Here is a 20,772-nt window from a genome sequence, read left to right as displayed (position 1 = left end):
CACAGGAGGCCTCGCGTGGTATCGGTTCTCGTGGTCGACGACTCGGTCGTCGTCCGGCGCCTGATCGTCGACGCGTTGAGCGCGGATCCCGGCATCCAGGTGGTGGGCACCGCTCCCAACGGCAAGGTCGCCCTCTCCAAGATCGACATGTTGAAGCCGGACATCGTCACGCTCGACATCGAGATGCCGGTCATGGACGGACTGACCACGATCAAGGAGATCCGCAAGGTCCACCCCCGGCTCCCGGTCATCATGTTCAGCACGCTGACCTCGGTCGGAGCGTCGGCCACCCTGGAGGCCCTGGCATCGGGCGCCAGCGACTACGTGACGAAGCCGGCCAACGTCGGCAGCGTCTCGGAGTCCATCAAGAGCGTGCGCGAGCAGATCATCCCGCGCATCCACGCCCTCTGCAGGACGGGCGCGCCGCCGCGCGGAGCGGTCAGACCGGCTCCGCGCCTCGCGCCGCCGCCTCCCCGCACCGCGGGCGGCGCCGGCGCCGGCGCCGGTACCGGTACGCCCGACATCGTCGCGGTGGGCTGCTCGACCGGCGGGCCCGACGCCCTGGCGAAGGTGGTCAACGCGCTTCCCGCGACGTTCCCCGTGCCGGTCGTCGTGGTGCAGCACATGCCCCAGGTCTTCACCAAGATGTTCGCCGAGCGGCTCGACCGGTCCTCCCCGCTGAAGGTCGTCGAGGCCCAGGGCGAGATGACGCTCGCGCCGGGGACGGTCTACATCGCCCCCGGCGACTATCACCTGGAGGTGGCGCGGCGGGGCGCCGGGGTCGTCACCCACCTGCAGCAGGGGCCGCCGGAGAACTTCTGCCGCCCGGCCGTGGACGTCCTGTTCCGCTCCGTCGCCAAGGCGTACGGAGGCTCGACCCTGGGCCTGATCCTGACGGGCATGGGCCAGGACGGCAAGCGCGGCAGCGAGGTCCTGGTCTCCAAGGGCGCCGAGATCGTCGCCCAGGACGAGGCGACCTCGGTCGTCTGGGGGATGCCCGGCGCCGTGGCCGGAGCAGGCCTGGCCCATTCGATCCTTCCCCTGCACGAGATTTCCCAGCATCTAATCAGTCGTGTGGCCGGCGGCCGCATGGCCAGGTCCCGAGGATGACCCGATGGCTCTGACCCAACATGAGTTCGCCTTCGTGAGCGGGCTCGTCCGGCGCGAGGCGGCGATCGTCCTCGAATCGGGTAAGGAATACCTGGTGGAGGCGCGGCTGCTGCCGCTCGCCAGGCGGACGGGCACCGTCTCGGTGTCGGAGTTCGTCGCACGGGCGCAGCGCGAGCGCGTGCTCGCCGACCAGATCGTCGACGCGCTGACCACCAACGAGACCTCGTGGCTGCGTGACCGCGAACCGTTCACCGCGTTCACCGACAGCGTGGTCCCGGATCTGGCGGAGCGCCGCGGTCCCCAGCACAAGCTGCGGATCTGGTCGGCCGCCTGCTCCAGCGGGCAGGAGCCGTACAGCCTGGCCATGCTGCTGGAGGAGTCCGTACGGGCCGGCAAGTACGAGATCGTCGCGACGGACATCTCCACGGAGATGATCGAGCGGGCCAAGGCCGGCCGCTACAGCCAGCTGGAGGTCAACCGCGGTCTGCCCGTGCCCATGCTGGTGCGGTACTTCGACCGGGTCGGCACGGAGTGGCAGGTGGCCGAGGCGCTGCGCCGCAACATCTCCTTCCAGAAGGTGAACCTGGCGGCGCCGCTGCCGCAGATGGCCCCCTTCGACGTGGTGTTCCTGCGCAACGTCCTGATCTACTTCGACCTCGAGACCAAGCGCTCGGTGCTGCGGCGGATCCGCAGCCTGATGCGCCCCGACGGCTGGCTGTTCCTCGGCGCCGCCGAAACCACCATCGGCATCGACGACGGGTTCGAACGCGTCGTCGCCGGACGCGCGTCGGCCTACCGGCCGCGCGCCGCCACGACTGCGCCGGTCGGCGCGACAAGGAAGGGGTGATCATCGTGCCCACGGCAATGATCATCGATGACAGCCGGGCGATGAGGCTCATTCTGCGTCGCATCGTCACGCAGCTGGGCTTCGAGGTACACGAGGCCGGAAACGGAAAGGAAGCACTTGATCTGCTGGAGACGGTGGATCCGATGCCGCAGGTGGCGCTCATCGACTGGAACATGCCGGTGATGAACGGACTGGAGTTCGTCACGGCGGTCCGCTCGCAGGAGCGTTACCGGCAGATGACGCTGATGATGGTGACCACGGAGAGCGAGCACGGGCAGATCGTCCGGGCGCTCGCGGCCGGGGCGCACGAGTACGTCATCAAGCCGTTCACGCCTGAGGCCATCGCCGAGAAGCTGGCCCTGCTGGGCCTCGTACCGAGTGGAATCGTGTAATGAGCGCTCCGACCACCGACGACCTGCACGCCATCACCGAGCAGGTCTGGCTGTCCTATCTCGACCCCGAGGGAGTCAATCCCTTCCTCCCGTCGCCCGACGCCCCGCCGTCACCCCACGTGATCGCGGCCGTCTCGGTGACGGGCGCCTGGGAGGGGCACGTCGTCATGACCTTCTCCGAGCGGGCCGCCGAGCTGTCCAGCGCGGCCCTGCTCGGCATGGGGGACGACGAGGTCACCCCTGACGACATCGCCGACGCCGTCGGCGAGCTGGTCAACGTCATCGGGGGGAACGTCAAGAGCCTGCTGCCCGACGGGTCCCTGCTCTCCCTGCCGCACGTGGTGACGGGGGAGTCCGCGGGCAACACCCGCTGGCCCGCGGCGGTGGAGGTCTGCCGCCTGCAGGGCAGCTGGCAGGAGGAGAAGATCGCGATCAGCGTGTGGACCAGCAAGTCCGCCGGGGAAGGAGCCTAGGCACCATGAAGATCCTCATCGCCGACGACAGCCGCGTCATGCGCCAGATCGTCACGCGCACCCTCCGCCAGGCCGGTTTCAGCGGTCACGACCTCGTGGAGGCGGCCGACGGGCGCCAGGCCCACGACCTGACGATCTCCGAGAAGCCCGACCTGGTCCTGTCGGACTGGAACATGCCCGAGATGACGGGCATCGAGGTGCTGCGCGCGCTGCGCGCGGGCGGCGTGAACGTGCCGTTCGGCTTCGTCACCTCGGAAGGCACCGACGAGATGAAGCAGATGGCCGAGCAGGCCGGGGCGCTGTTCCTCATCACCAAGCCGTTCACCGCGGAGACGTTCGCCGACGTACTCGGCCCGATCCTGGGGTAGAGGCCCTTCATGTCGACACTTCCGGCGCCAAAAGCCATAAAGGACCTGTTCGAGGACATGCTCGGTCGCGGCGTCACGGTGGGCATCACCGACCCCGCCGTCGCCGAGAACCTGCGCAAGGCGGTCGTGGCCCTGTACGTCGACAACTCGCGGAAGCTGACGGCGGTGGTCGGTTTCGACCTCAAGCTGGCCTCCTTCGCCGGGGCGGCCATCGGTCTCATCCCGGTGGGCGGCGCCGAGGCGTCCATCGAGGACGGTGAGCTGACCCCGATGCTGTCCGACAACGTCCGGGAGATCTGCAACATCCTGACGGGCCTGCTCAACCAGCAGGACCTGCCGCACCTGAAGCTGTACGAGGCGTACATGCCCGGTGAGGCGGCCCCAGCGGACGCCACCAGCCGCCTGCTGGCCCTCGGGGCCCGGCTGGATCTGAAGGTCGACATCGCCGGATACGGCTCGGGAAAGTTCTGGCTCTCCCTGGCCGGCTGAGCGTCCGGCCGGCCGTTCCGCCGCGATCGGCGGGAGGCCGCGGGAAGCGCCAAGAGGCCCCGCCCGGCAGTGCCGGGCGGGGCCTCACCCATGTTTACAGAGAGTGATCCACTATCGTCTCAGCGGCCTTAGCGGGCGGCGCTGTTGACGTTGTTGCTGGCGGCGCCCTGCGGGCCGGCCACCGACTGGTTGGCGTTGTAGAAGGAGCCGCCGTGGCCGCCGTAGCCGCCGCCACCGCACGGGTTGTAGCCGCAGCCGCCGCCGTAGCCGCCGCCGTAGCCGCCGCCGCCGGTTCCGGTGTTGATGTTGGCGTTGGAGGCTCCGTACGGGCCGGCCACCGAGCGGTTGTTCTGGTAGAAGGTGTTGCCGCCGCCACCGCAGCCGGTGCCGCAGCCGTAGCCGCCGCCGCCGCCGCCCGCCAGGGCCGCGGACGAGGCGGAGAGCACGAGCGCGGCCGCCGCGGCTCCCGTGAACACGATGCGAGACAGTGTCTTGCTCATGAAAGTGGGTTCCTTTCTCGGTCCGGCCCTCTTCTGGACCGGATCTCACGTCGGATCCCGCGCCACCCGGCCGTCCGGCGGCCGGCTGTCGTTGGACCCAAACGCCCCATACCCGCCACTCTCTTCTCAAACACGGAGAGTAATGTAGTAGATACTAAAAGCGACTTAAGATCGCGAGCGTTGCCTAATCGCTCATTGCTGCGCAGGTGTCATCAGGTGGGCTCTGACCGGCTGAAATCAGTGCGGCAAGGGGATGAGCGACGTTCTGCCGCCCCCGCCGGGCGGTACCGCCCGGGCGTTCTGTCCCGGTATGGCGATTACTCTCAGGTAACGCGCCGGGCGACGTTTGTCCATCTTGCTCATATGGTCACTTGCTGTGCACACATGGGCACTGATAGACACATCTGATGTGAGATGGTCGCTGCGGGACAGTACCGTGCTCACATCGGGAAGGGCGTCTCCGGTCATCGGGGCACGATGACCGGAGACGCCCGCACGCCGCCGGACGCCCTCCTGGAAACCCGGCGCGATCGGTATGCAGATCGTATGCTTGGCGTATGAACCGAATCAGCGTGGCGATGCCCGAAGACCTCGAGGCGCACGTGCGCGAGCTGGCCGGCGGCAACCTCTCGGCCTACGTCCTGGAGGCCGTGCGCGCCCGGGTGGACAAGGATCTGAGGATGCGCGCCTACTACGCCAGCATCGGCGGCAGGCCGCGGCTCGACGAGAGCGAGGAGGACCGGGCCGCCATGGCGCGCATCCGCTCGTTCCTGCAGCTGCCCGAGTCCGCGTGAGCGTTCTGGGCCCCGGACTGGTCCTGGACGCCAGCACCGTCCGGCTGCACCTGTCCGGCGACGTCTACACCGCCGCCATGATCGGCGCGGCGCTGGAGGCCGAACGCCCGATCGTGATCCCGTCCCTGGTCCTGGCGCAGGCCTACCGGGAGGCCGTACCGGGCCCGGCCCGCGACCGCCTGATCGGCCTGGTCTCCGTGCTCGGTGAGCCCGAGATGTTCGACGAGGTCGGCCGGGTCACCGCCCGCGACATCGGCACGGTCTGCCAGCTGGCGGGAGTGGACGACCTGTCGGTCGGTCACGCCCTGTGGGCCGCCGTCGAGCGCCGCAACCAGCCCGACCCGCTGTACGACTGGACGATCATCACCGAGCACCCGGAGGTCTACCGCAAAGCGGTCCCGGGCGTTCCCACCGGCTGGCGCTGAGGCCCCTCCTCACCCGCCTGCGGACCGGCCGCGGGCGGCCACCGGTGTCCGGCTGGGCACGTCGCCCGTGGCTCATGGGCGGGAACGGGCCGGTGGGGGCGGAGCGGCGGCGGACTGGTGGGCGGCGGCCAGGCGGGCGGTCCGGGCCAGCAGGGCGTGGACCGGGTGGCCGGCGGGGACCGCCGCGGCGGCTCCGGCGGCGGCGAGGTCGGCCAGGAGCAGGCGGAGCCGGGCGGCCAGGTGCCGGGTCCGGGTGACGTACCGCGCGGCGTGGTGGGGGTCCCGGGGCCCGGCGGGCACGCGGGAGAGCGACTCGGCGAGCTCGTCGAAGGCCTCTGCGATCTCGGCGCCGGCCTCGGAGGCGGGTGCCCCGGCCGGGGAGGCGTCGAAGGCGGTGTTCACGGCTTCGGAGCCGGGGTCCCCGGCCGCGGCGGCGCCGGCCAGCAGGTCGCGGTGGGCGAGGAGCCGCCCGGCGCAGGAGAGCAGGTCGGCGCCGTGGCGGTCCAGCCACGCCCGCTCGCGGGCCTCGGCGCGGCGGGCGGCCCGCTCGGCGACCTCGCTGCGGGACGCTCCGCGCTCGGCGGCCGCGTGGCGCAGCAGGCGGTGCTGCACGGCCTGGCGTGAGCGCAGGCCCAGAGGGGCCGCCAGCTCTCCCAGGCTCAGCCCGGCCTCGATCCCGAGGGTCAGGACCCGGTGCTCGAGCCGGTCCAGGCGGCCGGGCAGGACCGGCACCGCGCGCCGGGCGTACTCCAGCAGGACCAGGGCGTCCAGCACGTCGCGCCGGAGCACCTCGGCGGACACCCGCCGGTGGGCGACGAGGTAGGCGACCAGCTCCACCGGCTCGTCACCCAGCTTCTCCCGGTCGGGGTCGCCGCACCGGACCCGGCGCTCGATGATCTCCTCGACGCGGCGGGCCGCCTCGGCCTCCGGCACCGTCCGGACCGTTCTGGTGGGCACCGTCAATACTGTATTGACGGAAGCGGGCGGACGCCACCCGGGGCTCCCGCCTCGGCGGGACGACGGGGGCCGCGAGGGCCGACGGGGCGCCGACAGGACCGCCGGTCGGGCCTGACACCGGTCCAGCGGATCCGGCAAAGTGTGTGAAGAGGTAAATAGCGTGACGATCAATGATTTATGCAATTGAGTCGTCATCTTTTCTCCGGATGGGCGGGCCGCGGACCGCCTGCGGGGAAGGACTCCGGTCAGGCTCCGGCCCGGGGTCCGGCCCCAGACCGGCGGCGCCTGCCCGGCCGGGAGCCGGGCAGGCGCGGATCCCCGTACGTCTCCGCAGGGCTCCGCCGGCCTCCGCGCCCGGCCGACCGGCCCGGTGACCGGCCGGTCAGGCGACCGGGTGACCGGCTGGCCGGGCGCGAAGGCCGGCGTCCGGCCGGCCCCGGGTGGGCGGGTCAGCCGATGCCGGCCGCCGAGCAGGCGTCGGCGTAGGCGCCGGCGCACAGCGCGCCCGGCGTGACGTAGCCGTCCTTGACCACGGTCTCCTTGATGGTCTCCTTGGTGACGGTGACCGGGTCGAGCAGGATCGACGGCACCGCTCCGGCGCCGTTGTCCACCGTGGCGCCGGCCTTGGGCTCCTCGCCGCGCAGCAGCGCGAACGCCAGCTCGGCGGTCTTCTCCGCCTCCATCCGCACCGCCTTGTAGACGGTCATGTGCTGCCGTCCGACGAGGATGCGCTGCAGCGCGGCGATCTCGGCGTCCTGCCCGGTGACGGGCACGGCCGGCAGCCCGGCCGCCCGCATCGCCGCGATGGCACCGCCCGCCGTACCGTCGTTGGCCGCGTAGACCCCGACCAGGTCGCGCCCGCGCAGGGACGGCAGGGTGCGGGCGGTCCAGGCCTCGGCGTTGTCCGGGTTCCACTCGGGGGTGTCGAACTCCGCCGCGATGCGGACCTTGCCGTCGAGCGTGGCGTGCGCGCCCTGCTTGAACAGGGTGGCGTTGTTGTCGGTCGGGGAGCCGTTGATCCACAGGATCTCGCCGCTGCCCGCCTTGCCACCGAGCGCCGACAGCAGCGACTCGGCCTGCAGCCGGCCGACCTTCGCGTTGTCGAAGGAGACGTAGTAGTCGACGTCGGTGCCGAGCACCAGGCGGTCGTAGGAGATGACCGGCACGTCGCGGTCGTGCGCCTTCTTCACGATCTCCGCGGCCGCGGCGCTGTCGACCGGCGTGAGCACCAGCACCTCGGCGCCCTCCTCCAGGGCCTCCTCGGCCTGGGCCAGCTGCCCGTCGGCGTCCTGCCCGGCGTTGCGGTAGTCGATCTCGCAGCCGGGGCAGAGCTGCTTGAGCCGCTGCGAGAAGTACGGCGCGTCCGCCGCGTCGTAGCGGCTCGCGGCGCGTTCGGGCAGCAGCAGGGCCACCCGTCCGGCCGCTTTCGCCGCGGCGGGCTCGTCGCCGCCGGCCCCCGGCAGGACGCCGCAGCCGGTCAGGATCGTCCCGGCCAGGGCCGCGGCCGCCGCGGCCGTCACACGTCGGTACTTGCGCATTGTCTGTCGTCTCCGTTCGAGGCCTGGGGAACCGCTCGCCGGCCGGATCAGTAGGTGAAGCGCGACACGAGCGTGCGCATCCGGGCGGCCATGCCCGCCAGCTCGCTGACGGCCTCGGTGGTGCTGGCCACGCCCTGGCCGGCCATGCCGGTGGCGTCGGCGACGCCGTCGATGTTCGCGGCGATGCCGCTGGACCCGGCCGCGGCGTCGGCGACGCTGCGGCTCATCGTCCGGGTCGTCGCGGCCTGCTCCTCGATGGCGGCGGCCACGGTCTCCTGGTATTCGCTGACCTGGGCGATGACATCGGTGATCTCGCTGATGGCGGAGACCGCCGCGCCGGTGTCGGCCTGGATGGTCTGCACCCGGCGGCCGATGTCCTCGGTGGCCTTCGCGGTCTCCTGGGCGAGGTCCTTGACCTCCTGCGCCACGACGGCGAAGCCCTTGCCGAACTCGCCGGCGCGGGCGGCCTCGATGGTGGCGTTGAGCGCGAGCAGGTTGGTCTGCTGGGCGATCGAGGTGATGGTCTTGACGACGTCGCCGATCTCCGCGCTGGAGGCGCCGAGCTTGGCGATCGTGTCGTTCGCCGACCTGGCGATGTTCACCGCGCGGGTGGCCACGTGGGCGGCCTCGGCGGTGTTGCGGGAGATCTCCTGGATCGACGCGCCCATCTCCTCGGCGCCGGCGGCGACCGCCGCCACGTGCGCGCTGACCTGGTTGGCGGCGTCGGCGACGCCCTCGGCGCGGCCGGAGGCCTCACCGGCGCTGGCGCCCATCTGCGAGCTGATCGCCGCGAGCTCCTCGGCGGCTGCGGCCAGCGCCTCGGAGTTCTCGCCGAGCGCGCGGACGGCGTCGCGGGTGCTGGCGGTCGCGACCGCCAGGGCCTCGGCCATCTCGCCCACCTCGTCGCGCTGCGCGGTCTCGACCTGGGCGGTGAGGTCGCCCCCGGCCAGCGCCTGGAGGACCTTGTGCATCCGCCGGAGCGGCTTGACGATCAGGCCGGAGATGTAGCGGCTGAGCGCGAGCGCGACGAGCAGGCCGGCCACGAGGGCGGCGAGCATGAGGTTGCGCGCGGTGTCGTGCGCGGAGTGCGCCGCGGCCGCCGCGGCGGCGCCGCTGGTCTGCTCGTACTGCAGCAGCTCCTCCAGGGCCGCCATCGCGTTGGCGCTGGTGGTCTGCCCGTCGCCGAGGAAGGCCTGCTGGAAGTCGGCCTCGGCGCCGGAGTCGGCGAGCGGGAGCAGGCGGTTCTCCAGGATGGCGCGGTAGGCCGTCCACCAGATGTCGAACCGGTCGACCAGCTCGCGCTGGGCGTCCTCGCTGACCGACGTGCGGTAGGTCTCCAGCGCCTCGGTCAGCCGCCCGTCGGCCTTCTCGATCCCGTCGAGGAAGGACTTGCGGGCCACCGGCCCGTCGGACAGGGCGAGGTTGGCGATGTTGTTCTGGACCTGCAGCGCCGCGGAGTTGATCTTCGAGAGCTGCGCGGACGGCTCCAGGTTGCCGCGGTAGATCTCCTCGACGCGCTGGTCGACGCTGCCGAGCCCGGACAGGCCGACCGCGACGACGACCGTCGCGACCGAGCAGCCCAGCGCCACGAGCAGCAGCAGCTTCCGTGAGATCGGCAGGTTGGCCACGGTGCGCAGGACGGCCCTGCGCCGCGGCATTTTCGCGGACGGCGCGGTCTCCTGCCGCGTCCGCCCGCCTGACGCGTGGTTCATCGGCGCGATGTCCCTCCGAGAAGATCCCTGCCGCCGGCCATGCCGGTGGCAGTCGGCCCATCGGGCGCGGAGCGCGTGAGTTGAGCCTTTCTCATGTACGGTCGGTTGCGGATCGGCAACGACCCGTGACCCGCCGCGACCCGGGGTGATCCGCCGCGGCTCGCCGGCACCCGCCGCGGACGCGGCGGCCCGCACGAGCGGCCGGGCGCTCAGGCGGCGGCGGCGGACGGGTCCGGTTCCGCCACGGCGAGCTTCACCTGGTTGCGGCCGGCCCGCTTGGCCTCGTACAGGGCCTCGTCGGCGGCGTGCAGCAGTTCCTCGGGGCTCTGCTTGCCGGTCAGCGTCGCGACCCCCGAGCTGAACGTCACCGTCAGCGTCCGGCCCGCCGCAGGCATCCGCCCGGCCGCCACCCACGCGCGCAGCGCGTCCACCCGTTCCAGGGCCTGCTCGCCGGTGGCCCCGGGCAGCACGATGACGAACTCCTCGCCGCCGTAGCGGGCCACCACGTCGTCGGCCCGGATCCGCCCGCTCACCAGCTTGGCGAACCGGGCCAGCACCTGGTCGCCCGCCCCGTGCCCGTAGCGGTCGTTGATCTGCTTGAAGTGGTCGATGTCCAGCAGCGCCACGCTCAGCGGCGTCCCCTCGGACGCCGCCAGCCGCATCTGCCGCTGCAGCGACTCCATCAGGAACCGGCGGTTGTGCAGCCCGGTCAGCGTGTCGCGCACCGCCTGCTCGGCCAGGTTCGCCCGGAGCGCCTCGATCGTGGCGACCTGCTCGTGCAGGCGGTCGTTGGTCTCCTGCAGCTCGCGCCGCTGGTCGTTGAGCGCGGTCACGTCCCGGGCCACGACCGCCCAGCCCACCGGCTCGCCCCGGCTGTCGTTCAGCGCGCTGACCCGCATGTCCAGGTCCACCGTGCGGTCCCGGGCGTCGGTGACGGTCAGGCTGACCTCCAGTCCGTCCTCCAGGCGGTCCGCGACCGGCATGCCGCCCAGGACCGCCGTGATCGGGAGTCCCACCAGCCGGTCGGGCAGGTCCGGGGTCAGCCGCCGCGCCAGCCGGGCGGCCGCCGGGTTGACGTCCAGGACGCGGCCGGAGCCGTCGGCCGTGACGACCACGTCGCTGATCATGTCGAAGAGGTGGGTGCGCGTCACCGGCACCAGCTCGTGCAGCGACAGCCGCGCCAGGGCCCAGTAGGTCAGGGCCGCGCTGACGCAGAACCCGAGCGGGGCCACCGCCTGGAAGAGGGCCGCCTCGACCGCTCCGGTCACCCCCAGCAGGCTGGCGGCGCCGCCCAGCGCGGAGGGGACGTTCCCGAACAGCACGAACCCGTGCAACCGGCGCTGGGAGCGCGGGCCGTGCAGCCAGGCGCGGGCCAGCCGCGCCGTGGCGGCGAGGACCAGGGCGGCGCCGTAGGCGGTGTGCGCCCAGAACAGCGGGCCGAAGCCGACCACGATGTTCCCCGCGCCGTCCAGCCCGGTGGAGGCGATGACCAGCCGGTGCCAGGGGTCGGTCAGGAGCACGACCGCGAAGAGCGCGGGTTCGACCGACAGCCACAGCGCCATCCGGCGCGAGAGCCGCCAGCCGCGGTCGGCCACGGCCAGGGACTGGCACAGGTACGCCGAGGTCATGACGGACACCGCGATCATGGCGGCGGCCCCCGTCAGCGCGACCAGCTCCGGGACCGGGACCAGACGGCCGAACACGGCCGTGCCGGACCAGACCGCGGTGCTCGCCGAGACGACCGCCACCGTGCCGACCGCGGGTGCCGAGCGCCGGCGGCGCCAGGCGATGACCGCCACGGCGCAGGCCACCATCGTGGACAGCGAGAAGAGCAGGACGAAGACGACTCCCTCCATTCCCCTCATTCCTCCACCTTCCTGGTATCCCGGCGCGTGACAGACGTGCATCCCCCATCGGCGCGGCCACGGACGGATCTGAGGGTTCCGGCTAAGCCCGGCGCGTTCCCGGCCGATCGGAGGCGCGGGATCCCCGTGGCCGCCACCCGCGTGGCCAGGGGTCTCCGCGATACGTCACCGAAGGTCAGGAGTCCCCCGCCGATGCCCGCGACCCATCTCCCCCATCGAGGGGACCGCATCCGCGCGGCCCTCGTCCTCGGAACCCGGCCGGAGGCGATCAAACTCGCCCCGGTGCTGCGCGCGATGAGCGCGTCCCCGCTGTTCGAACCCGCGGTGATCTCCACCGGCCAGCACCGCGAGATGCTCGACCAGATGCTGCAGCGCCTGCGCATGGACAGCAGCCGCGACCTGGCCGTCATGCGCGACCGGCAGCGGCTGTCGGGCCTGACGGCCCGCCTGATCAGCGGCCTGGGCGAGGCCGTACGCGACGACAAGCCCGACGTGGTGGTCGTCCAGGGCGACACGACGACGGCGATGACCGGCGCCCTGGCCGCCTTCTACGAGGGCGTGCCCGTCGCGCACGTGGAGGCGGGGCTGCGCACCGGCGTCATCGGCAACCCCTTCCCCGAGGAGCTCAACCGCCGCCTGGTGGCGCCCATGGTGCGCTGGCACTTCGCGCCCACCGAGGGCTCGGCCGCGAACCTGCGGGCCGAAGGCGTGCCCGCGGGCGACATCCAGGTCACCGGCAACACCGTCATCGACAACCTGCTGTGGGTGCTGGAGCGCGGCGAGGGCCGGTCGGCGTTCGCCACCTCCCGCCGGCGGGTCCTGGTGACCCTGCACCGCCGGGAGAACCAGGGCGACACCATGCACGGCATCGCCGAGGCCCTGGGGGAGCTGGCCGGACGGCCCGACGTGGAGATCGTGCTCCCGCTGCACAAGAGCCCCGCCGTGCGGGAGGCGCTGCTGCCCGTCCTGGACGGCCTGCCGCACGTCAAGCTGGTCGAGCCGCTGGACTACTTCGACTTCGCCACCACCCTCGCCGCCTGCGACCTGGTCCTGACCGACTCCGGCGGCGTCCAGGAGGAGGCGCCGACGCTGGGCAAGCCGGTGCTGGTGCTGCGCACCACGACCGAGCGGCCCGAGGCGGTGGACGCCGGCGTCGCGCTGCTGGTGGGCACCGAGCCGGCGGACGTCGTCGGCGCCGCCCACCGCCTGCTCGACGACCGCGCCGCGTACGAGCGGATGGCGACCGCCGTCAACCCGTTCGGGGACGGGCGGGCGGCCGAGCGCGTCGTGAACCGCCTCGCCCTCGACCTGGCCGGCGCCGGGCGGTCCACCGAGTCCGGTGAGGGCGGCCTGGCCGTCGCCTGACCCTCTCCCCGGCCCAGCCGCGGCGCGCCCACCGGCGTCGCGGCTGTTCGGGTTTGCCTTTTTCCGTCCGCCGTACGGGCGGAAATCCTCAGGACCGTACGGCGGGGGCCGATGGGGGAGTTCGCCAGGACGGCGTGCGCGGCCACGGAGCAGACCGGCCGGACGTTCCATGCGAGCAGCGGAGGGGGCACCGCATTGCCCAGGGGAATCAGCCAGATGGCTGTTCCGATCGGCGTGGTCCTGATCGTCGTGATGATGGTCATCCCGTTGCCGACGGTCCTGCTCGACCTCCTCATCGCCGCGAACATCACCATCGCGCTGATCGTGGTCGTGGTGAGCATGAACGTGAAGCGGCCGCTGGAGTTCTCCTCCTTCCCCGCGCTGCTGCTCGTCCTGACGCTGTTCCGGCTGGCCCTGAACATCAGCGCGACCCGCCTGGTCCTGCTCGACGGGTTCGCCGGCAACGTCATCGAGGCGTTCGGCCACTTCGTCGTCGGCGGCTCCCTCATCGTCGGCATCGTGATCTTCACGATCCTGGTCATCATCCAGTTCATCGTCATCACCAAGGGCGCCGAGCGCGTCGCCGAGGTCGGCGCGCGCTTCACCCTCGACGCCATGCCCGGCAAGCAGATGGCCATCGACGCCGACCTCAACGCCGGCCTGATCGACGAGGCGGAGGCGCGCAAGCGCCGCCACGAGGTCACCGCCGAGGCCGACTTCTACGGCTCGATGGACGGCGGCTCGAAGTTCGTCAAGGGCGACGCCATCGCCGCCATCATCATCACCTTCATCAACCTCGTCGGCGGCTTCGCCGTGGGCGTGGTGCAGAAGGGCATGCCGGCCGGCGAGGCCATCGAGACCTACAGCCTGCTCAGCATCGGCGACGGCCTGGTCTCCCAGATCCCGGCCCTGCTGCTCTCGGTCGCCACCGGCCTCATGGTCGCCCGCGCCAGCGGCGAGGGCGACATGGGCAGCACGGTGACCGGCCAGCTCGGCGCACAGAAGCGGGCCCTGCAGATCGGCGGCGGCGCCGCACTGGCCCTGGCCCTGATCCCCGGCCTGCCCAAGCTGCCCTTCCTCCTCATCGGCGGCACCGTGCTGTTCCTCGCCCAGCGGGTGCCCGCCGCGCCGGCCGAGAAGGAGGACGAGGAGAACCCCGCCGCGCTCGCCGGACCGGCGCCCGACTCCCCCGAGTCGCTCATGGGGGAGATCCGGGTCGACCCGCTCGAGCTGGCCCTGGCCCCCGACCTCATCGACCTGGTCGACGCCGCCGGCGGCGACCTGCTCGACCGGGTCCGCGCGCTGCGCCGCAAGATCGCCCTGGAGACCGGCGTCATCATGCCGCCCGTGCACACCCGCGACGACCTGGACCTGTCCCTGTCGACGTACGTGGTCCGCGTCAACGGCGTGGAGGTCGCCCGCGGCCAGGCCCCGCCCGGCACCGTGCTGGCCATCGGCGACGGGCTGGACGCCCTGCCCGGCCGGGCCGGCCAGGAGCCGGTGTTCGGCCTGGAGGGCAAGTGGGTCCCCGCCGAGCTGCGCCACCAGGCGGAGCTCACCGGCGCCACCGTCGTCGACCGCGCCTCCGTCATCATCACCCACCTGTCGGAGATCGTCCGCGCCAACGCCAGCCGCCTGCTGGGCCGCGAGGACGTCCGCGCCCTGGTCGAGGTCGTACGGCGCACGCACCCGATCGTGGTGGAGGAGCTCACCCCGTCGCTGCTCAGCCTGGGCCAGATCCAGACGGTCCTGCAGTCGCTGCTCGACGAGGGCGTCTCCATCCGCGACCTGGTCCGCATCTTCGAGGCCCTGTCCCTGGCGGGCAAGAACACCTCCGACGCCGACGCGCTCTACGAGGCCGCCCGCTCCGCGCTGGGGCCGGCCATCGCCGCCCGGCACGCCGCCGACGGCGGGCTGCCGGTGCTGACGCTCGACCCGCGGCTGGAGCACGCGCTGCTGGAGTCGCTGCGGCCCACCGAGAGCGGTGTGCAGCTGATCCTCGACACCGCCCGCGCCGAGGCCGTGATCGGCCACGCCGCCCAGCTCTCCGAGGCCGCCGAGCAGCAGGGCGTCAGCCCGGTGCTGGTCTGCTCGCCCCAGCTCCGGATGCCCCTGCGCCGCCTGCTGAAGTTCGGCGCGCCCCGCCTGCCCCTCCTGTCCTATGCCGAGATCGCGGAATGCCCGTTCCGCGTGGAAACCCTGGGAGTCGTGACCGATGCCGAAGCGCTTGCTGCTTGAGGGATCCGACATCGAGGAGCTGCTGTCCCAGGTCCGCGATGAGCACGGGCCGGGCGTCTCCATCGTGTCGGCCGACCGCGTCCGCACCGGCGGGTTCGCCGGGTTCTTCGCCCGCCAGCGCTACGAGCTGACGGTCGAGGTGCCCGACCCGGCCGAGCGTCCCGCCGCCCCGGCGCCCGCGCCCCCGGCGGCGCCCACGGGACCGGCCGCGGCCGCGGACCCGATGACGGCCCTGCTGGCCCAGGCGGAGGAGCAGGAGCGGAGGCTGAGCCTCACCGGCTCCCGCACCGGCTCCCCCGCGTCCGCGTCCGCGCCCGCGCCGCAGCGCCCCGCCGCGGCGGCTCCGAGCGTCTCCCTCAACCTGGCGCAGGCCGTCCCCGCCCAGGCGCACGTCCCGACGCACGCCGCCGCACCGGCCGCGCCCGCGGCGCCGGCCGCGCCGGCCGCGCCGGCCGTGCCGCTCGTGCCGGAGGACTTCGTCGTCGAGACGGGCACCGAGAACCGGGCCTTCGCCGACATGCTCGCCTCCCTGCAGCGCGACGGCGACACCGGCGGGACCGGCGCCCTGCTGGCCCGCGCCTACCAGCCGCCGGCGGTGGCGCCGGCGGCCGGGCCGGAGCGGTCCGGCGCGGTCGTGCCCCGTGCCTTCCAGCCGCCCGTCGTCGAGCAGGAGCGGCCGTTCGAGCAGGCGCTCACCGAGCTGGGCCTGCCCGCGCGCATGGCGCGCCAGGCCGTCGGCTCCGACATGTACACCGCGGTGAAGCGAGCCCTGGCCGGACTGGCCGAGGCGCCCGCCCCGCCGCGCGGCGCCGGTGACGTGCTCGTCATCGTCGGCGAGGCGCACGCCGCCCTGCACGTGGCCGAGAAGGCCGCCCGCCTGCTGAACGTGGGCCCCGCGCAGGTCCTGCTGGCGGCCCGCTCCACCGCCGGGACCGGCATCCACAACACGCGCCTGCTGAACGGCCCGAGGTCCGCCCAGCAGAGGGCGCGGAAGATCCACCGTGACAACGTGCCCTACGTCGTCGTCGTGGACTCCACCCCGGAGCAGGGCAACGGCGAGTGGTCGCGCGCGGTCGCCGACGCGCTCGGCGCGACCGCGGTGTGGGCGGTCGTCGACGCGACCCGCAAGACCGCCGACACCGCGCGCCACCTGCGCACGCTCGGCAAGGTGGACGCCATCGCGGTGAACGCCGTGGCCGCCACGGGCGACCCGGCGAGCGTCCTGGACCTGGACATCCCCGTTTCCTATCTCGCGGACCGGCCCGGCACCGCGCCGGCGTGGGCCGCCCTGCTGTGCGAGCGGCTGGAGGAGAAGCAGTCGTGACATCCGTTAGCTTGCCCGACGTCAACTCCCTCGTGGAGATCGCCCTGCAGGACGGCAGGGTCTACCCCACGCGGGTGGAGGACACCGACGGGCTGATCCTCATGGTGGCCGCGCCGCGCGGCGCCGGGGACATCGACGTGCCGGAACCCGGCGAGGAGGTGTTCGTGCGCTGGACCGGCCCCCGCGGCCTGTACACCGCGCCCGGCACGTTCACCGCGTCCGTGCGCGACCGGGTCGTCCTGTGGGCCATCGAGGCCGAGGGCACCGTGGACTACTTCAGCCGCCGCAACGCCGTACGGGTGGCCGGAGGAGAGCCGGTCCGGCTGCTCGACCTCGCCAGCGGCCGGGAGGTGTTCCACGGCCGGTTCGTCGACATCTCCGAGCGCGGAGCGCGCTGCCAGGGGGCCGCGACCGGGCTCTCGGCCGAGCAGGACGTGATGGTCAAGATGGTGCTGGACGACAACCTCGTGGCGCTGGCGGGCAACGTGCTGACCGTCTCGGAGGCCGGGAGCGACACCGTCGTGGCGGTCGTCATCTACGACCCGCCGGAGGCGCAGGCGCAGATCATCCGCCGGTACGTGATGAACATGCAGATCCGCGCGCGCAGGACGGCGGCCGCCAATGCCGGTGACTAGCCTGCCGACGCTGCTGCTGGCCCTGCTGTTCGACGCGCCGGCGCTGTGGCGCGCCTTCGTGCTGCAGGACCTGGACGTCGCCACGGCGCTGACGCGCTACCTGATCGCGGTGGTGGTGAGCGCCCTCATGATCGGCACCCTGCGCCGGGTCGTCGCCTCCTACGGGACCGATGCTGCGTCCGAGACCGGTGAGAAGGACGACGCCATGACCGTGTCGGTCGACCGGGTGCACTCGCCCGGCCGCCGCGCCGCCGACAGGACGGAGCCGCCGCCGGCGGTCCCGGCCCCCGCGGGCGAGCTCCCGCCCGCGCCGGTCGCGGCGCTGACCGCGGGAGACGGCCGGGGCTGACGCCCGCGATCCCTCATCTCCCGGGTCCGGCCGCCGATGGGAGACCGAGATGGCTGTCTGACGGCAATCCCAGCAGCTCTCGGTCTCGCACTGGAAAGGACCTGAACGTGACCGGCACGTCCGTAGACAACGCGCGCCCCGTCGTGAGCGCGAACCGCAACCGCCTGCTGGGGTGGTTCGCCGACCGCCGCATCAGCACCAAGATCCTCGCCTCCGTGGGCGTCGTCGCCGTCATGGGCGCCGGCGTCAGCACGGTGGCGCTGAGCCGGCTGGGCGACCTCAACGACGACCTGAGGTCGATGAAGCAGGTCAACGTCCACCGGGTGCTCCACCTCACCGAGCTGCGCGGCCAGATGGCCAACATGTACGACGCCACCACGGGCTTCGTCGCCATCACCGACCCCGCGACCAAGGCTCAGGCGATGGACCTGATGAAGGAGTACACCGCGAACGTCGGCGAGGCGTTCGCGGACTACAAGGAGGACGCCCCCGCCTCCGCGGCCTGGCAGAAGACCCTGACCGGCTACGAGGAGGCGTGGGAGAAGTACCGGACCCTCCGCGACGTCGCCTTCATGGGGGAGAAGCCTCCGGCCGGGTTCGCCATGCCCACCGAGACCGTCCAGGTGGTGACCGAGTTCGTCGCGGCCTCCACGCAGATGAACACCGCGATGGAGGAGCTGGCGGAGTTCGAGGAGGCCGACGCCGAGGCGGTGACCGCCGCGGCCGAGGACGGCTACGGCAGCGCCCGCACCCTGATCCTGGCGCTGCTGGCCGGCGGCCTGCTGCTCGCGCTGGGGCTGGCGCTCGTGGTGTCGCGGCTGATCGTCCGTCCGCTGGCCGCGGTCTCCCACGTCCTGGACGCGGTGGCGAGGGGCGACCTGACCGAGCGGGCCGAGGTGGCCTCCCGCGACGAGGTCGGCACCATGGCCGTGGCGGTCAACCAGGCCGGGGACTCCCTGCGCCAGACCATCGAGGCGCTGGCCACCAGCGCCGACACGCTGGCCGCCAGCTCGACCGAGCTGTCGGGCGTCAGCGACCGCATCGCCGCCAGCGCGGACGAGGCCTCCACCCAGGCCGGCAACGTCGCCGCCGCCGCGGGCCAGGTCTCGCAGAACGTGCAGACCGTCTCGGCCGGCAGCGAGGAGATGGGCGCCTCCATCCGGGAGATCGCGCACAACGCCAACGAGGGCGCCACCGTGGCCTCGAAGGCGGTCACGGTGGCCACCTCCACCAACGAGACCGTCGCCAAGCTCGGCGCCTCGTCGGCGGAGATCGGCTCGGTCATCAAGACGATCACGTCCATCGCCGAGCAGACCAACCTGCTCGCCCTGAACGCCACCATCGAGGCGGCGCGGGCCGGGGACGCCGGCAAGGGCTTCGCGGTCGTGGCCGGTGAGGTCAAGGACCTCGCACAGGAGACGGCCAAGGCCACCGAGGACATCTCCAAGCGGGTCGAGGCGATCCAGGCCGACACCGAGAGCGCGGTCGCGGCCATCGCCGAGATCAGCGAGATCATCGGCAAGATCAACGACTACCAGCTGACCATCGCCTCGGCGGTGGAGGAGCAGACCGCCACCACCGGGGAGATGAACCGCAGCGTGGCCGAGGCCGCGCAGGGCAGCGCGGACATCGCGGCCAACATCTCGGTGCTGGCCGACGCCGCGCACGTGACGGCCGAGGGCGTGAGCGAGAGCCAGCGGGCCGCGGCCGAGCTGGCCGGGCTGTCGGCCCGGCTGCACCAGCTGGTCTCCGGCTTCCGCTACTGACACCGGTCCGGTGCCCTGACGGCGCCGGACCGATCCGGATCGACACGGCGGCCCCGGTTCACGCGAACCGGGGCCGCCTCCGTTCCGCCAGCCCCTCTACGGCGGGCGACCCTCATCCGTACGGCGGGGCGGTCCGCCTTGGTCGGGGCCGGTCCGTCGCCTCATGGACCGCCTCCGGATGCCGATGAGAGAACGCAACTCCTATGACTTCCGCTGCCCCCGCAGCCCACGGTCTCGCGCTGGAAAGGACCTGATCGTGACCGATCACCTGAACGAAACCGCACGGCCCGTGGTGACCGTGCGCCGCAACCCGCTGCTGGGGTGGTTCGCCGATCGCCGCATCGGCACCAAGGTGACCATCACCATGCTCCTGATGACCGCCATCGCCGGGATGATCGGCGTGGCCGGGCTGATCCGGCTGGCGGACATGAACGACAGCATGCGCACCATGGCGCAGAGCAACGACAGGGTCGCCCGGATCGGGGACGTCTGGACCGCCCTCGCCAACATGCAGGAAGTGAGCGTCCCGCTGGCCATGACCGCTGACGCGCGGGAGAAGCAGCAGTACACCGCGATGGTCAAGGAGTTCACCGAGCAGGCGACGACGGCGTTCGAGGCGTACAAGGCCATCGCGCCGGCCGACGCCGCGGACGTGCAGAAGAACATCGCCTCCTTCCAGGACGCCTGGAAGGACTACCAGGTCCTGCGAAACGTCGGCCTGATGGGCGAGGCCCCGCCCGCCGGATACACCCAGGCCGACATGGGCCGGTACCCCGAGCTGTCCGGGCAGATCAACAACTCCATGCTCAACCTGAAGAAGATGGAGCAGGACCACGCCACCCGGATGGCCGCCGCCGGCGCCACCGACTACGACAGCGCCCGCACCACGGTCCTGGTGCTGCTCGGCCTCGGCCTGGTCTTCGCGCTGGGCCTGTCCAGGCTGGTGGGCCGCCAGATGGTGCGCTCGCTGCAGCCGGTCCTGCGGGTGCTGGATCTGATGGCGAAGGGCGACCTGACCCGGACCGTCGAGGTGACCTCCCGCGACGAGACCGGCGAGATGGCGGTGGCGGTCAACCAGGCCACCGGCTCGATGAGGCGGGCCATCGAGGAGCTGGCCACCAGCGCCGACACGCTGGCCGCCAGCTCGACCGAGCTGTCGGGCGTCAGCGACCGCATCGCCGCCAGCGCGGACGAGGCCTCCACCCAGGCCGGCAGCGCCGCCGCCGCCGCGGCCCAGGTCTCGCAGAACGTGCAGACCGTCTCGGCCGGCAGCGAGGAGATGGGCGCCTCCATCCGGGAGATCGCGCACAACGCCAACGAGGGCGCCACCGTGGCCTCGAAGGCGGTCACGGTGGCCACCTCCACCAACGAGACCGTCGCCAAGCTCGGCGCCTCGTCGGCGGAGATCGGCTCCGTGATCAAGACGATCACGTCCATCGCCGAGCAGACCAACCTGCTCGCGCTGAACGCCACCATCGAGGCCGCCCGCGCCGGCGACGCGGGCAAGGGCTTCGCGGTCGTGGCCGGTGAGGTCAAGGACCTGGCGCAGGAGACGGCCAAGGCGACCGAGGACATCTCCAAGCGGGTCGAGGCGATCCAGGCCGACACCGAGAGCGCGGTCGCGG

Annotated in this window: 20 protein-coding genes; 15 read left to right on the top strand and 5 right to left on the bottom strand. The window is 72.5% G+C overall.

From position 1 onward, the window contains the following. The first annotated feature begins 15 nt into the window (after positions 1 to 15). From IEZ06_RS30530 to IEZ06_RS30505, 6 genes are read left to right on the top strand one after another with little or no spacing between them, the layout of a single operon-like run. Positions 16 to 1,110 (top strand): protein-glutamate methylesterase/protein-glutamine glutaminase, encoded by a 1,095-nt coding sequence (locus IEZ06_RS30530; protein WP_189240151.1) that lies wholly within the window; start codon positions 16 to 18, stop codon positions 1,108 to 1,110. Between the two features lie 4 nt (positions 1,111 to 1,114). Beyond that, a complete protein-coding gene (locus IEZ06_RS30525; protein WP_189240150.1) occupies positions 1,115 to 1,957 on the top strand; it encodes a CheR family methyltransferase in 843 nt (280 codons plus the stop codon). Continuing rightward, positions 1,954 to 2,349, top strand: coding sequence for a response regulator (locus tag IEZ06_RS30520; protein WP_196470351.1), 396 nt, complete (start codon positions 1,954 to 1,956; stop codon positions 2,347 to 2,349). Before IEZ06_RS30525 ends, IEZ06_RS30520 begins: the two co-directional genes overlap by 4 nt. Next, positions 2,349 to 2,822 (top strand): chemotaxis protein CheX, encoded by a 474-nt coding sequence (locus tag IEZ06_RS30515; protein ID WP_189240149.1) that lies wholly within the window; start codon positions 2,349 to 2,351, stop codon positions 2,820 to 2,822. The genes IEZ06_RS30520 and IEZ06_RS30515 overlap by 1 nt, the downstream gene beginning before the upstream one ends. A 5-nt stretch (positions 2,823 to 2,827) precedes the next feature. Beyond that, positions 2,828 to 3,190 (top strand): response regulator, encoded by a 363-nt coding sequence (locus IEZ06_RS30510; RefSeq protein WP_068903974.1) that lies wholly within the window; start codon positions 2,828 to 2,830, stop codon positions 3,188 to 3,190. Positions 3,191 to 3,199: 9 nt separating this feature from the next. Further along, positions 3,200 to 3,679: a hypothetical protein gene (locus IEZ06_RS30505; protein WP_189240148.1), complete on the top strand. Its 480-nt coding sequence runs from the start codon at positions 3,200 to 3,202 to the stop codon at positions 3,677 to 3,679. Positions 3,680 to 3,807: 128 nt separating this feature from the next. Here IEZ06_RS30505 and IEZ06_RS30500 read toward each other — a convergent pair whose 3' ends face one another. Continuing rightward, positions 3,808 to 4,179 carry a hypothetical protein gene (locus IEZ06_RS30500; protein WP_189240147.1) on the bottom strand — a complete coding sequence of 124 codons (372 nt, stop codon included), beginning with the start codon at positions 4,177 to 4,179 and terminating at the stop codon, positions 3,808 to 3,810. A gap of 557 nt (positions 4,180 to 4,736) precedes the next feature. On the opposite strand from IEZ06_RS30500, the gene IEZ06_RS30495 reads away from it, so the two are divergent. After that, positions 4,737 to 4,973 (top strand): hypothetical protein, encoded by a 237-nt coding sequence (locus IEZ06_RS30495; protein ID WP_189240146.1) that lies wholly within the window; start codon positions 4,737 to 4,739, stop codon positions 4,971 to 4,973. Then, complete coding sequence (locus IEZ06_RS30490) at positions 4,970 to 5,398, top strand: hypothetical protein (RefSeq protein ID WP_189240145.1); 429 nt, start codon at positions 4,970 to 4,972, stop codon at positions 5,396 to 5,398. Before IEZ06_RS30495 ends, IEZ06_RS30490 begins: the two co-directional genes overlap by 4 nt. 72 nt (positions 5,399 to 5,470) lie before the next feature. Here the strand turns inward: IEZ06_RS30490 and IEZ06_RS30485 are convergent, their stop codons facing one another. The 4 genes from IEZ06_RS30485 to IEZ06_RS30470 form a co-directional block, all read right to left on the bottom strand. Next, entirely contained in the window at positions 5,471 to 6,355 is an 885-nt protein-coding gene (locus tag IEZ06_RS30485) for a hypothetical protein (protein ID WP_189240144.1), read from the bottom strand. Between the two features lie 449 nt (positions 6,356 to 6,804). Next, positions 6,805 to 7,893: a sugar ABC transporter substrate-binding protein gene (locus IEZ06_RS30480; RefSeq protein ID WP_189240143.1), complete on the bottom strand. Its 1,089-nt coding sequence runs from the start codon at positions 7,891 to 7,893 to the stop codon at positions 6,805 to 6,807. Between the two features lie 47 nt (positions 7,894 to 7,940). Next, positions 7,941 to 9,605, bottom strand: a complete 1,665-nt coding sequence (locus IEZ06_RS30475) for a methyl-accepting chemotaxis protein (protein ID WP_189240142.1) — start codon at positions 9,603 to 9,605, stop codon at positions 7,941 to 7,943. Positions 9,606 to 9,814: 209 nt separating this feature from the next. Further along, positions 9,815 to 11,470: a histidine kinase N-terminal 7TM domain-containing diguanylate cyclase gene (locus IEZ06_RS30470; protein ID WP_189240141.1), complete on the bottom strand. Its 1,656-nt coding sequence runs from the start codon at positions 11,468 to 11,470 to the stop codon at positions 9,815 to 9,817. Positions 11,471 to 11,662: 192 nt separating this feature from the next. Here IEZ06_RS30470 and wecB point away from each other — a divergent pair, with 192 nt between their 5' ends. The 7 genes from wecB to IEZ06_RS30435 form a co-directional block, all read left to right on the top strand. Then, positions 11,663 to 12,835, top strand: a complete 1,173-nt coding sequence (gene wecB / locus IEZ06_RS30465; protein WP_189240140.1) for a non-hydrolyzing UDP-N-acetylglucosamine 2-epimerase — start codon at positions 11,663 to 11,665, stop codon at positions 12,833 to 12,835. Between the two features lie 216 nt (positions 12,836 to 13,051). Further along, complete coding sequence (flhA, locus tag IEZ06_RS30460; RefSeq protein ID WP_203872284.1) at positions 13,052 to 15,073, top strand: flagellar biosynthesis protein FlhA; 2,022 nt, start codon at positions 13,052 to 13,054, stop codon at positions 15,071 to 15,073. Beyond that, positions 15,051 to 16,397 carry a hypothetical protein gene (locus IEZ06_RS30455; RefSeq protein ID WP_189240138.1) on the top strand — a complete coding sequence of 449 codons (1,347 nt, stop codon included), beginning with the start codon at positions 15,051 to 15,053 and terminating at the stop codon, positions 16,395 to 16,397. Before flhA ends, IEZ06_RS30455 begins: the two co-directional genes overlap by 23 nt. After that, complete coding sequence (locus IEZ06_RS30450; protein ID WP_189240137.1) at positions 16,394 to 17,032, top strand: PilZ domain-containing protein; 639 nt, start codon at positions 16,394 to 16,396, stop codon at positions 17,030 to 17,032. The genes IEZ06_RS30455 and IEZ06_RS30450 overlap by 4 nt, the downstream gene beginning before the upstream one ends. Continuing rightward, positions 17,019 to 17,381 carry a hypothetical protein gene (locus tag IEZ06_RS30445; protein ID WP_189240136.1) on the top strand — a complete coding sequence of 121 codons (363 nt, stop codon included), beginning with the start codon at positions 17,019 to 17,021 and terminating at the stop codon, positions 17,379 to 17,381. Before IEZ06_RS30450 ends, IEZ06_RS30445 begins: the two co-directional genes overlap by 14 nt. 107 nt (positions 17,382 to 17,488) lie before the next feature. Next, positions 17,489 to 19,147, top strand: coding sequence for a methyl-accepting chemotaxis protein (locus tag IEZ06_RS30440; RefSeq protein WP_229798926.1), 1,659 nt, complete (start codon positions 17,489 to 17,491; stop codon positions 19,145 to 19,147). A gap of 256 nt (positions 19,148 to 19,403) precedes the next feature. Then, a partial coding sequence (locus IEZ06_RS30435) for a methyl-accepting chemotaxis protein (protein WP_189240135.1) occupies positions 19,404 to 20,772 on the top strand: 1,369 nt, incomplete at its 3' end.

This window comes from Planomonospora antibiotica, from assembly GCF_014647955.1.
GTDB classification, from domain to species: domain Bacteria; phylum Actinomycetota; class Actinomycetes; order Streptosporangiales; family Streptosporangiaceae; genus Planomonospora; species Planomonospora parontospora.
This window is presented reverse-complemented; position numbering and strand designations above follow the sequence as displayed.